Source organism: Plebeiibacterium sediminum, assembly GCF_026013605.1.
In the GTDB taxonomy this organism is placed as follows: Bacteria; Bacteroidota; Bacteroidia; order Bacteroidales; family Marinilabiliaceae; genus Saccharicrinis; species Saccharicrinis sediminus.
This window is the reverse complement of record NZ_JAPDPJ010000028.1, coordinates 18,740-32,060: the sequence shown is the minus strand read 5'-3', so window position 1 is coordinate 32,060 and position 13,321 is coordinate 18,740. Positions and strand designations below refer to the sequence as shown.

The window sequence follows — 13,321 nt, the reverse complement described above, 5'->3', positions numbered from 1 at the left end:
AAAATGGTAAGGATTTTAGTTGCAGAGCCATCATACCTGGTAAGAAAAGGACTATCTACTATTTTAAATGAGTTAAAAACGGTAACTCAAATAGAAGAAATATCCAGCGCTGATGAAATCAGGGAGGCTTTGACTTCAATAATACCCAATATGATTATAATAAATACTACAATAAGTAGTATGCCACAAGTTGAAGAAGATATACGTAAACATACTCCGGATGCTGCAGTAATATCAATATTTAATACCCCCATTCCCAAAAACACAAACGAAAAAACGTTGTCTGTTTTTGATGATAAGTCGGTATTAATCAATAAACTTCGAAGTCAGGTAAAAAGCGTACAACAGACTTATATTCAACAAGAAAACTCTGAAGAATTAAGTGAACGCGAAAGAGAAGTTTTACAAAAAATTGCACTTGGAAAAACCAACAAAGAGGTAGCTAATGAATTATTTATCAGTACACATACTGTAATTTCTCACAGAAAAAATATTACAAGAAAGCTTGGAATCAAAACAGTTTCAGGATTAACCGTATATGCCATATTAAATCAAATCATTAGTATGGAGGATATTTCGTAGCTATTCATCATAGCGAGGAAATTCAACAAAAAACGAAGTTCCTTTATCCAACTGTGTTTTAAACCAAATCTTACCTTTACTATTTACCACAATATTTTTTACAATAGCCAAACCAAGCCCCATACCACCACTCTTGGTTGTAAAGTTTGGTGAAAACAATTTTCCTTGTATTTCTTCATCAATCCCTAAACCATTATCGGTTATTTTAATAACAATACGATCGTTTTCACTTTGAATATCTACGGTTATTATTCCTTTTCTTTTCGAAGGAATAGACTGAATCGCATTTTTTAATAGGTTATTAAAAACACTATTCATTTGCTCAGGATCAGCAAATATCCAATACCTTTCTATATTATTTTGATTTACATTTATTTCTAAGTTACTCGATTTATCAAATAAGGACACGCATTGCAACAGCACCTCAACCACATCAATTCTTTTTCGTTTGGCAATAGGCATTTTTGCAAAATTTGAAAATTCTGATGCTATGGATGATAAATTATCAATCTGATCTATCAAGGTAGCTGAAACTTTTTTCAATTTTCCATCAAAATCACTGGCTTTATCTTTATTGGCCCTTTCAAGATATTGAATACTCAACTTCATAGGGGTTAATGGATTTTTGATTTCATGTGCAATTTGTCGAGCCATTTCACGCCAGGCCATTTCCCGTTCTGATTTAGCGAGCTTTTCAGCACTTTCCGAGAGCTCATCAACCATCCGGTTGTATTCAATAACCAACTGGCCAATTTCATCTCTGCCTTTATATTCTATCTTCTCGTTTCTTTTATCTAAACTTAAATTTCCCATTTTAGACTGAATCACTTTCAGTGGATGGGTAATTTTGCGGGAAACAACAACAGTTAGTCCAATTACAATAATCAGGAAAATCAAATAAAAATTTACGATTCCCATTACAAGAGAAGAGATTTCGTCTCTCAATTCACTGGTTCCTACAAAATAAGGCATGTTTAAATAAGCCAACACCTTATTATCCTCATTAATAAAAGGTACATAAACCGAAAGATAACGCAAACTACCGATGGCTTCCTCATGTATAAACTCTATTTCTCCCTTCCTATTCAGTTCTATATATCCCCTGCTGTTCATTAAATGACCATATAATCCTTTATCAAACAGCTCTGGTCGTGAAGTTGCAATTAATCTTCCATCTGTTCCATACATATTCAAATCGGTATAAAACACACTCGAAAACTTCTTTAACAGATATTCCAGATACTCTTCCATATCAGGAGTCAGTTCATCTTCACTACCAATTTTATGTTCCAACTCCATCAATACAGATCGAATCTTTTCTGACAAAATCTGATTATTCTTAACCTCGAAACGCCTTATGGTTTGCCATACCGATCCACTGGCTATTATCAACAGCAATGCCATCATCAATCCAATAAAAGCAATTTGAATACGTTCCTGAACTGTAAAATCATACATTAATCTACCTCTCCGTAATCGAGTAAGGAGAATAAGGAATGATCCGAAAATAAAGAATGCGACAAACAGTATGGAGAATGCAATCAAAATCATGGAAAAATTAACGATCGGTAGCGATAAAACCACACAAACATTTTCCTGCGGCTGATAAACTAAATGTGAAAAATCAGCTGCTTTAAAAAATCTAAAGTTCTTTACTTTAGTGGTTAGTCGGCTTAGTTGAATTGGATAAGCAAACTCACCTACTTGCTTTGCTAACTGTCCATCAATATACTTAGCATAAGAATAATTGGTTAATGGTTCTTTTAGTTTACTCTCTCTTTCTGAAAGTAGTAATTCCGGATACCCTGGTCCTTCAAAAAATGGTTTGGAAACCATCTCTAAATATAAACAGGTTTCCTTAACTGGATCTCCCTCGTTAAACTCAAAGACTCCAAAATAAGTCACCAGACCAGCCTGGTTTTTCAAAAAGTGAAAATGCTTACTACCCAATACCCATGAACCATCCTTTTGAAGCATATTGTCAAAATACTCATAACAGTTATACTTCTGATTTTCACTATCAATAAATACATCTCCTCCTGGCCAGCAAGGAATAACCTGAAGTTCATATCGCTCCAGATAACCTTGAAAATAGTTCATCCTAAGATATTTTGTGATACCTTCAATATCTAAATCCTTTTTAAGTATTTCCTCTTTTATAATTGAATCAGTACTTAGGGCATCTTCTAACTCTTTCAGTAATAACTCCGACAGAGGATCTTCCTCCTGAGAAAGACGAAACGAAAGGTTTTCAATAAGTAACTTACGTTCTTCACGTTCTTTATTGTAGTTGTGAAAATAAAATGAATAAACTGAGAAAACAGAAAATACGGCAACAAACCATACAAATGTTGAATAGGCATGATAACTCTTTCGCCGGGTAACCCATATAAGCATATTGGCGACCACCAAAAACATAAAGGAATAAACCCAAAATATGGTACTAAAACTGTATAATGCCAATACTATTGCTACAATAAATACGATTACGGATAGTGTATTTTTGCTTACCTGTTTAAGAAAAACAATAAACACTTTTTCCATTACTAAAACTGCAGACAATAACAATAAACTAATGATAAAAAAGCGTACAATATCTAAGAAATGAATATCGGAAACTTTAAATAAGATGGGCGCAGATAAAGAGTTAGAAACTAATATTTTAACAATATAGTTTTGCATGTGCCAGAAGCCAAAAATAGCAGCTATAGCTCCTGCAATTATTAAATTTCGGTAAAACTTCTTTTGGTTCAGTTTTAATAAATATCCTGGAAATAATACATATTTATAGAATATAAAGGCTTCAGAAAAAACAAGGATAGCAAATAACAAAACACTACCCAAATTTGGAAATAGCTCAGTAGCACCAAAATATACCGGAGAAAACAGGTAGGTATCAAATAAAAAATGTGGAACTTGAAAATGAATATGTATCCAATAGAATACAGCACTTATTATAATCGTAGCAAGAAAAAACAAACGACTGTATAAACTTTCTTTTTGAAGTTTAATTAAAACAATACATACCTGAATATAAAGAATAATACTTAATAAAAGGAAAACAATACCCCAGTTAGCATACGTAGGATTCGACTGGTCACAATCCTGAGCTGTAAATAAATAGTTTCCATCAATATCGTAAACCTTTTCACCTTTTGCATCCGGATAAACACTAATCTTTTTACAAAAAGCTACAGGAATATCAATGGCAAACTCTTCTTTTAAAAACTCATTGTTATAGGAATATTCAGTCTTTATGGCCACCAGACAAAAAACATCCCATTGTTTATATTTTTTTTGTTTAATTAAGTACCACGTATTGGCCAGTTGAGCCACCTTATTTTTTAATATAGAAACATCTTCATTCCTAAAAGGCAATACCTGATTGGTCCAGCAACAAAGTGAATCATTTTTATAAACTAAAATCTCAATCCCTTTGGGTTTGGAAGCCATTGTTGTATCCACAGCTTTCCACTCATCGCCTTCAATTAAATATGATTTAAATTGTTTTACATATTGCTCAGACTCCACAACCTGTTGCTGCAATATATTCTGAAATCGTAATGAACTGAACGAATTATTGTTGTAATTATAATAAGCCCACGAAAAAAGCATTGTAACAACAATAGTTACAACCAATAACAGCACCTGCCATGTTGAAACAAAACGTAATAAACGATTTCGCATATTTAAATTTTTCTAATCATGATGATATGGTTGGTTCTTCAAAATAGTCATTGCCCTGTACAATTGCTCTGTAAAGATTAATCGAACCATTTGATGAGAAAAAGTCATTTTTGACAAAGATACTTTTCCGTTACTTCGTGCGTATACCTCATCTGAAAATCCATACGGACCTCCAACCACAAACACTAAACGTTTAAGCCCTCTCAACAATTTTTGTTCCATAAACCCGGCAAATCCGCGACTCGACATTAATTTACCTCCTTCATCCAATAAAATCACCTCATCTCCAGGCTGAAACTGCTGCATAATTAATTCACCCTCTTTTTCCTTCTGCTGACTTTCTGATAGATTCTTAGTGTTTTTAATATCTTGAATAATCTTAATTTCAAAAGGAATATAATGCTTCAATCTATCCACATATTTGGCGATTCCTGTCTCTAAATATTTCTCGTCAGTTTTTCCTATTAAAACTAAAACAACTTTCATTTCCTTATTTATTTTTTCCAGATGATCCTTTCTCTTTACAATAAGTGTTTATCCACCATATAGAATAACAATCATCTATTTTATAACATCCTCTTTATTTAATAAATAGCAAAAATATAAAATTATAGAACCAATTACAGATACCTCCGTATAAAATGCATTAGAGGGGGATTTTCATTATAAATACACAAATTCATATCAAATTAATGGTTTGGTATTTGTATTACTATTATTTTTGTTTCACCAAAAAACGTAAAATGAAAAGTTCAGGAACTACAACACATTTGGGACTTTTAATAATAATCTTATTATTTGGAGTGATTACTGATTCCAGTGGGCAACTTCCGGATTCTATTATTAAAGCAACCCAAGATGCCAATGCTAAGGAACTATCAAATTACTTTAACGGAAAAATTGAACTGGTATTACCGCAAAAATCAGGAGTTTTCAGTGAATCGCAAGCCAAACTTGTACTGGATGACTTTTTTAAACACAATCCCATAAAGAGTTTTAAAATCATTCATCAGGGGAAACGTGAAAATTCTGCTTTTGCTATCGGTAAATACCAAAGTACAAACAGTGTTTATAGATTTTATTTCTTAACCAAAAACAAGGAAGATAAAACCTATATACATCAATTAAGAATAGAAAAAGAAGATGATTAACGAAACTACACTTAATGCCATTATTGATAATGCTATTCGTGAAGATGTAGGTGATGGCGACCATTCCTCTCAATCATGCATTCCGGAAACTGCAATTGGAAAAGCTCAACTTTTAGTTAAAGAAGATGGAATTATTGCAGGAGTAGAAATTGCAAAAAAAGTTTTTAAAAAGTTTGACCCGGAAATAAAAATTGAATCTTTTATTAACGATGGTGCTGAAGTAAAGGTTGGAGATATTGTTTTTATCGTAGAAGGAAGAACACTTGATTTACTTAAAGCTGAACGTTTGGTATTAAACATTATGCAGCGCATGAGTGGAATTGCCACAAACACTAATGTTTATATTAAAAAACTGGAAGGCCTGCACACAAAAGTACTGGATACCAGAAAAACCACTCCAGGATTACGTGAAATTGAAAAACTGGCAGTTAAAATTGGCGGTGGCGTAAATCATAGAATTGGCTTATACGATATGATTATGCTAAAAGACAATCATATTGACTTTGCCGGAGGAATTGAAAAGGCTGTAAATTCTGTTCACAAATACCTTAAAGAAAAAAATAAAGACTTAAAAATTGAAGTTGAAGTCCGTGACTTTGATGAATTAAACGAAGTACTTAAAGTTGGAGGTATTCACAGAATCATGTTAGATAACTTCACTCCTGCTGACACAAAAAAAGCAGTAGATTTAATAGCAGGTAAGTACGAAACAGAATCTTCTGGTGGCATTACTTTAGATACACTTAGAGATTATGCGGAATGTGGCGTAGATTATATTTCGGTAGGAGCACTTACCCACCATATTAAAAGTATGGATTTAAGCTTAAAAGCGATATAAAAACTAAAGTAAAACATGCAATAAAAGTTGGTTAATCATTTAGCCAACTTTTATTTTTTATAGCTACCATAATTCATTTTAAGTTTGATTGCAGATAAATAGTTTTTTCTGTGGATTATTAAATCTTTATTTCTTAATTTTAATATAAAGCATTTACCTCACTCTTAAAACGACAGTAAAATGAAGAATGGCTCAATACAATTAATGGACATCGAGTTGGAACATATTTTATGGAAAAAGAGACTTGATTTGTTTGTTAGCGAAGTGAATTTGATGATTTCTCATAATCAAAAACTTCCTGAAGAAAGAAAAAAAGATGCGCTTAACTCCATTGAACTTCTGGCTTTAGAAGAACATAAAGACAATTTGATTAAACTTAAAAGCAGAATAGATATTAAAGAACAGGAACTTAAGTTTTATAATAAGGATTTTCCAATCACCGAAGATCATGAGTATCTCAAAGACCATCTTGAACTAAGACAAAAGAACCATCAGCTTTTAGATATTCATCTTGACAGAATAAGAGATATTATTAAGGAAATAGGTGTTTAACCCTTTCAATACCTAAATAAAATGTATATTTTGCATCATTATTTAATTATAGTGATGGCTTATACTTTGCGTATTAAAGCTACATCTAATCTTATAACAACTTTAATAGATGAATACAAGAATATTTGCGATAATATGCTTATTATCAATTGTTTTTTTTCAATGTACCAACCAACCTGCTCAAAAACGAATCGTTGCGTTTTATAATCTCGAAAATTTATTTGATACCATAAATGATCCAAACATCAGAGATGGAGAATTTACACCTGATGGTTCTAAAAATTGGGATACTGAAAAATACAATACCAAGATTAATAACATGAGTCAGGTTATTGCAAAACTTGGTGAAGATCAAAGCTTAATCGCTCCTGATATTATTGGTGTATGTGAGGTAGAAAACAAAAAGGTACTTGAAGATTTAATATCAAGTACGAACCTTAGTAAATTCAATTATCAGATTGTACATCAGGATTCTCCGGATAAAAGGGGTATTGATGTGGCACTTTTATACAAAGCTGAATCATTTCAGGTGATTGACAAGAAGTATTTCCCTTTATTAATTCATGATATAGATTCAGGTAACAGAATTTTTACCCGTGATCAATTATTGGTAAAAGGAATACTAAACTCCGATACTTTAAATATTATTGTTAATCACTGGCCCAGCAGATATGGAGGAACTGAAAGAAGTATTCCTTTAAGAAAAGCAGCTGCTGAGCTTAACAGACACATTATTGATTCATTACTGAATCAGAACATCCATTCTAAAATCATTACAATGGGGGATCTTAATGACAATCCAACAGATGTATCTGTTACAAAATATCTTTTAAAAGAAGATGAAAATCTAGCTCAGCCATTTAAGCTACACAACACCATGGCAGATATTTATAAATCAGGTAAAGGAACTTTATATTACAAAGGAGAATGGGATTTATTTGATCAGATCATTGTTTCTGATCCATTAATTCAAAGTACTTCTGGATTATCATTAGATACTGCAGTTGTGTTTAACAAACCATTTTTATTTCAGCAAGATGGGAAATACAAGGGATATTTATTAAGAACTTTTGGTGGAAGAACTTATTTAAAAGGTTACAGCGACCATTTACCTGTATACATCGTTTTAAAATAGCAGTGTAAATCTACGATTTGGAGCTTTTTAATGCTAATTATTATATTTGCCACAAACATAAGATATGGCGAGAGGAAATAAAAAACAAAAATTAGGTGGGTCAGCAGGTCAAAACAGAAAGAACTCTGATGACTTTCTGGCTCTAAACATTAAAAAGCCCAATATCAAAGAAACAGCTTCCGGTCTTCAATACGAAATTATAAAAGAAGGTGAAGGCGATTCTCCGGATGAAAACAGCATTGTGATTGTACATCAACGCGCTATGCTTTTAGGTGGTAAAGTATTAGATGACACCTATAAAGAAAATTCAACCATGGAGTTTAAACTGAATGAAACCATTGAAGGTTATCAGGAAGGCTTAATGATGATGAAACCAGGTGCCCGCTATAAGTTTTTTGTACCTCCTGAATTAGGCTGGGGTAAAAAAGGTTCTGGTGGTAGAATTGGTCCTTACGCTGTGGTTATTTTTGATGTAAATCTGGTTGAATTCTATTGATGTGAATTCAACTTTTACATGTCAGATTCTCAATACAAACCTTGCTCTAATATGTTTCTACAACCTTTTCCATTAGAGTCTGTATTTTATTGCATTCAATCATAAGTTTGTCGTTTTCATAGAAACTATATAGATTGTCACCATTTGAGACAACATTAATCTTATATTCACAGCTATCCGATACAGGATTATAGCCCAATCGATAAAGAGCTCTTCCAACCCATTTTGAGGCCACACTATCCCCCTCTAAAGCAACCGGCTTACTATTAATTCTGTGATACTTAAACGAACCTGAATTATTATCAAACACCACTCCTTCCCGCTCGAAAAAAGTTTTAAAATCATTTGACAAAATAAGATCTTCAGGAATTCCAACTTTTAATTCTTTACCCTGAGCTAACAACCAAATTTTATCTGCTATTTGAAGTGCCATTTCCAAATCATGCGTAGACAATAAAATACCTCTCTTCTTTTCGCAGGACAACCTCTTGAGAAGTTGCATAATTTCTAGTTTAGCCGGAAGATCTAAAAACGCTGTTGGTTCATCCAAAATGATAAAAGGAGTTTCCTGTACAAGCGCTTTAGCAATCATGGCCTTTTGACGCTCTCCATCACTCATTTTATCAATGGTTTTGTAAGTATAGCCTTTTAAACCAACTTCATCTATAGCCTTATGAACCAACTGCACATCGTCAGGAGTTAATTTACCAAAGAATCCGGTATAAGGTGTTCTTCCCAGAGCAACCAGCTCAAAAACAGTAAGATTTTGTATTTGAATACGGTCCGTAAGAACAACACTTACCATTTTCGAAATTTGAGATTCAGGTAGTGTATTTAAATCTTGCTCTCCATATAAAACAGTCCCATGTATTGGTTGTAAAAAACCAGACAAGGTTTTAATTAGTGTAGATTTTCCTGCTCCATTAGGTCCTAACAAACAAATAAACTCACCCTCCAATACCTCAACATTGATATTTGAGTGCAAAGGAGCTGATCCGCTATTGTAGCCTACAGAGAGTTGATTTACTTTTAATAATTCCTTCATCATAATCCAAACTACACAACTTATTGCGATAAATTTCTTCTTTTTAAAATTACAGATACAACAATTGGTGCACCAATTAATGAAGTAACTGCATTTATAGGTAAGGCTCCATCAAATCCGGGCAATCGGGCTATTACATTACAAAACAAAGCAAGAGAAGCCCCTAAAACCATGACTGCAGGTATCAATACTGAATGATCAGCCGTTTTAAATAATCCTTTACATAAATGAGGAACGGCTAAACCTAAAAAGGCAATAGGACCACAAAAAGCAGTTACTGTGGCAGTTAATAAACCGGTAACAACCAAAATTCCCAATCTGGATCGCTTTATATTCAATCCCAGATTTGAAGCATAGTTTTCACCCAACAATAAAACATTTAATGATTTGATCAAAAATAAAGAACCTATAAGTCCAATGATTAACAAAGGAATAAATATTAAATGTTTATCCCATGATATATTATTAAAGGAGCCCAACTCCCATACTACATAACTTTTTATATCTTCCTTTGCACTAAAAAACTGCAATAATCCAACTATGGCACTCGAAGCGTAACCAACCATAATACCTACGATCAAAAGCATGGCATTATTTTTAAGTTTTCTGGCTAAAAATAAAACCATAAACAAAACACCAAACGCACCTATAAAAGCAGCAAATGATATAGTTATCACTCCAAAAGAACTAGCAACTAATGTGGATAAACCTCCAAAAATACCGAATGATAATACAACTATAGCAACACCAAGTCCGGCTCCTGAACTAATTCCTAAAATGGACGGACCTGCCAGAGGGTTTCTAAATAAAGTTTGCATTTGTAATCCTCCTACAGCTAAAGCAGCTCCGGCTAATAAGGCTGTTATCGTTTGCGGAAATCTTGACTTCAGAAGAATATTTCCCCATATCTCATTTTCAGTTCCCTGCCCTGCAATCCATTTGAAGATTACACTAAATGGAATATATACTGATCCCAACGAGATATTCATAATAAGCAACAGTAATAACAACACCCCTAAACCGGCAAAAGCCAATTTCTTTCTGCTTTTTGCAACTTCTCCCTGCATACTTTACTCTTTAGTCAGCTTTTTATAAAATACAGGTTCATAGCCTTGTAATAACTCAGGATGAAACAGCTTAACCATATCCGACAGTATCAAATCCGGTCTTAACAAACCCTCCTCATAATATTTTGAAGTTGATGTATTTGAATATATTATACTCCTGTTTTTATATGCGTTAAAATCCTCATATCTCGCATCTTCCTTACTCAATGCAGCATAACTATATTCTCCGGGATAATTCACCAACAATGACCAATAATCACAATTACCTGCAGCCTCATATACTGTTTCAAAATCATAAGTTAAAGAACCTACTCCATCTTTGTCTTTAAAAATATACTCCACACCAGCATCTTTAAAAAAGTTTGCTTTATAACTCTGCGCTGCCGGAGCATACCATATGCCCTGAAATATTTTTCCTGAAAATACACTCGGGCGGGAAGAAGCTTTTGTAGCTTCTAATTTTACTTGCTCATATTTAGCAGCTAATTGATCCACTTTTTCCAGGGCCTCTTTTTCTTTATTAAAAAAGGCAGAGAAATAAACTAACCATTCTACTCTTCCCAGTGGTGTATTTTCAAGATAACTGCTATTTGTTACCACCTTAATCCCGGCTTCTCGCAAAGGTCCATAGTAATCATCCTTAAACGGAGATACCATCATCATATCCGGATTTAAAGATAAAACAACTTCCATATCAGGTGAATAGGCTGTTCCTATATTTCTGATAGAACCATTATTTAATCCATCCTGAACATATTCATTGGAAACATATTCGGGCTCTGCTATTCCCACAAGGGTGCTTAGAGCATCTAACTCATTTGCATAACATATTTGGGTAGAAGCCACCGAAATCCATCTCCTTATAGGCAATTTAATCGCTTGAGGATGATCTTTTAAGAAAAGAGAATCTGATGATAATACAATACTTATTGGCGCAGCTGTGGAGTCCCAGGGATGTACAACCTGTATTTCCTTATACTTATTAAAGTATTTAATTGTAAACCTGTTAGCATAAACAGAATTATAAACTGAATCCGGCATTACCTGTTCTGTTGCAGCAATTCTATCAGATTTCTTCTGACCACAAGACACCAGAAATCCTGCAACAACAATACCTATAAAAATGAAATTTCTCATCATAACTTTTATCTCCCGAAAGGATAATGAAACATGATCTTATGGCAGGTTTTCCGACTTTCTTTTTTGAGTACCTTCCCATTATAAAAACAGTGGTATTAATCTCACCTAAATAGGTAGAATACGGCTGCGGGTACAGTTCCTGAATCCTTAAATAATGCTAAGTAACAGGATTCCCTTTTAAATACTTTAAGTATTACCACAAGAGGACACAAAAGTACATAAAAAAAGGCTGTGTTATAAATAAATAACACAACCTTTTAATTGATTTTTTCCTGATTCTTTTATGCTTCGAATATCAGCAATGCGGAATAAGTATTAACCCCCTGACTTGAATGGGCTGAATACTTAACATCAATCAGCTTATCAGAATCTATATTTTTTTCTTGTATATAATCATTTATCTGCTGGTCGATAACTTTATCAAAATCATCTAATCCTGTATATTGAAAATGTTTTGTTTTAATTTTTGACATAACTTATAATGTTTAATAGTTAATATTCTTCTTCATCGAAGTTATGTTACGTATGAGATTGATTTTGGATTCAAAAAACACTCACAATATTGACAAATAAATAGTTTTTGTTTATTAATACACTTCCATCCATGCCGTAAATCTCTGAAAATCTTTATGATGTTCAGAAAGCCACAATAATACATCTTCGTTATGTTTACAGCTACTTATAAAGTAACTAAAGGGCTCTGAAAGATTATTTTCTTCTATTTTAGTAAAAAAGTCAACATAAAAATCCCACCAAAATCCTTCTTTCTCTATTGCTGCCTCTGATAAAAGTTTAAATAAGGTCTGATTGTTTTGGGCAAAATTGATGAGTTTATTTTGCAATCCGTCCATTTCATTACTCTTTTCTGCAGCTTTCATTAAACTAATAGCCAATTCGGCAGAACCAAAGTCACTATACTTATAGCCAGCATTGACCAACATAATTTCTCTTTGCCCTTTCATCGTAACTCCTTGCTCCCATAATGAAGTGAGCAAATCATATGCTGTAGTACTTCGATCACTATCTTGTTCAATTAACAAAAAATAGTACAATGGTAACATACTCTTTACTCGCTCACCCTTATCAAACATTATATAAGCCAGCAATAAATGACTGCTACCATGATCCGGAGCCAGTTCTACTGCGGAGATGGCATATTTTTGAGCCTCATCATATTCTTTGCTATTAAATAAAGACAATGCAAGGTTATATCGTAACAAGTAATTGCCAGGAAATTTTTTAATTCCTTCTTTATAGATCTTTCGGGCTCTGTGTTCTCTTCCTAAATTCTCCCAGGCCGATCCATTTATTAAATAAGCATCTTCCTGATATTCTGCATTTTTACGAGTAATTAATTTACCACTAAAAAGAGCAGCATTTTCGTTATCTTTTAACGCCAAATGAGTTAGTGCCAACTCATAACAAGCAACACTTGACGATTTATCATATTTATAAGCCTGTTTAAAGAAATTCAATGCATCTTCATAATTTCCTAACTCATACTCTGCAACACCTCTTGAGATTATTGTTTCTAAATCTTTAGTTTGAGCATCTAAACCACCAATAATACTAAAAATAATAGATGCAATAATCAATACCTGTTTCAACATAATAATTCCTCGTATTTT

General features: G+C 33.1%; 13 protein-coding genes and 1 riboswitch. Of the genes, 6 read left to right on the top strand and 7 right to left on the bottom strand.

Translation table 11 applies throughout. The annotated features are described in order from the left end of the window. Positions 1 to 3 precede the first annotated feature (3 nt). A complete protein-coding gene (locus OM075_RS12860; protein ID WP_301190929.1) occupies positions 4 to 582 on the top strand; it encodes a response regulator transcription factor in 579 nt (192 codons plus the stop codon). Here OM075_RS12860 and OM075_RS12855 read toward each other — a convergent pair whose 3' ends face one another. After that, positions 583 to 4,269, bottom strand: coding sequence for a sensor histidine kinase (locus OM075_RS12855; protein WP_301190928.1), 3,687 nt, complete (start codon positions 4,267 to 4,269; stop codon positions 583 to 585). A 12-nt stretch (positions 4,270 to 4,281) separates the two neighbouring features. Continuing rightward, entirely contained in the window at positions 4,282 to 4,755 is a 474-nt protein-coding gene (gene rlmH, locus OM075_RS12850; protein WP_301190927.1) for a 23S rRNA (pseudouridine(1915)-N(3))-methyltransferase RlmH, read from the bottom strand. Between the two features lie 257 nt (positions 4,756 to 5,012). Between rlmH and OM075_RS12845 the strand changes: the two genes are divergently transcribed. The 5 genes from OM075_RS12845 (at position 5,013) to OM075_RS12825 (ending at position 8,441) form a co-directional block, all read left to right on the top strand. Beyond that, complete coding sequence (locus OM075_RS12845) at positions 5,013 to 5,420, top strand: DUF4783 domain-containing protein (RefSeq protein WP_301190926.1); 408 nt, start codon at positions 5,013 to 5,015, stop codon at positions 5,418 to 5,420. After that, on the top strand, positions 5,413 to 6,258 hold the full coding sequence (gene nadC / locus OM075_RS12840) for a carboxylating nicotinate-nucleotide diphosphorylase (RefSeq protein ID WP_301190925.1): 846 nt from the start codon (positions 5,413 to 5,415) through the stop codon (positions 6,256 to 6,258). The genes OM075_RS12845 and nadC overlap by 8 nt, the downstream gene beginning before the upstream one ends. Before the next feature lie 180 nt (positions 6,259 to 6,438). Then, entirely contained in the window at positions 6,439 to 6,810 is a 372-nt protein-coding gene (locus tag OM075_RS12835) for a hypothetical protein (RefSeq protein ID WP_301190924.1), read from the top strand. A gap of 109 nt (positions 6,811 to 6,919) precedes the next feature. Continuing rightward, complete coding sequence (locus tag OM075_RS12830) at positions 6,920 to 7,945, top strand: endonuclease/exonuclease/phosphatase family protein (RefSeq protein ID WP_301190923.1); 1,026 nt, start codon at positions 6,920 to 6,922, stop codon at positions 7,943 to 7,945. A gap of 64 nt (positions 7,946 to 8,009) precedes the next feature. After that, positions 8,010 to 8,441 carry an FKBP-type peptidyl-prolyl cis-trans isomerase gene (locus tag OM075_RS12825; protein WP_301190922.1) on the top strand — a complete coding sequence of 144 codons (432 nt, stop codon included), beginning with the start codon at positions 8,010 to 8,012 and terminating at the stop codon, positions 8,439 to 8,441. A 46-nt stretch (positions 8,442 to 8,487) separates the two neighbouring features. Here OM075_RS12825 and OM075_RS12820 read toward each other — a convergent pair whose 3' ends face one another. From OM075_RS12820 to OM075_RS12800, 5 genes are all read right to left on the bottom strand, one after another. Then, the gene (locus OM075_RS12820) at positions 8,488 to 9,489 is read right to left on the bottom strand and encodes an ABC transporter ATP-binding protein (RefSeq protein WP_301190921.1); all 1,002 of its coding nucleotides are present in this window, start codon (positions 9,487 to 9,489) and stop codon (positions 8,488 to 8,490) included. Between the two features lie 17 nt (positions 9,490 to 9,506). After that, the gene (locus OM075_RS12815) at positions 9,507 to 10,553 is read right to left on the bottom strand and encodes an iron chelate uptake ABC transporter family permease subunit (RefSeq protein WP_301190920.1); all 1,047 of its coding nucleotides are present in this window, start codon (positions 10,551 to 10,553) and stop codon (positions 9,507 to 9,509) included. A 3-nt stretch (positions 10,554 to 10,556) separates the two neighbouring features. Continuing rightward, positions 10,557 to 11,693, bottom strand: a complete 1,137-nt coding sequence (locus OM075_RS12810; protein WP_301190919.1) for an ABC transporter substrate-binding protein — start codon at positions 11,691 to 11,693, stop codon at positions 10,557 to 10,559. Between the two features lie 23 nt (positions 11,694 to 11,716). Beyond that, positions 11,717 to 11,909: riboswitch (cobalamin riboswitch) on the bottom strand. Positions 11,910 to 11,974: 65 nt separating this feature from the next. Next, positions 11,975 to 12,166, bottom strand: a complete 192-nt coding sequence (locus tag OM075_RS12805) for a sporulation protein Cse60 (protein ID WP_301190918.1) — start codon at positions 12,164 to 12,166, stop codon at positions 11,975 to 11,977. A gap of 114 nt (positions 12,167 to 12,280) precedes the next feature. After that, complete coding sequence (locus OM075_RS12800) at positions 12,281 to 13,303, bottom strand: tetratricopeptide repeat protein (protein WP_301190917.1); 1,023 nt, start codon at positions 13,301 to 13,303, stop codon at positions 12,281 to 12,283. Positions 13,304 to 13,321 lie beyond the last annotated feature (18 nt).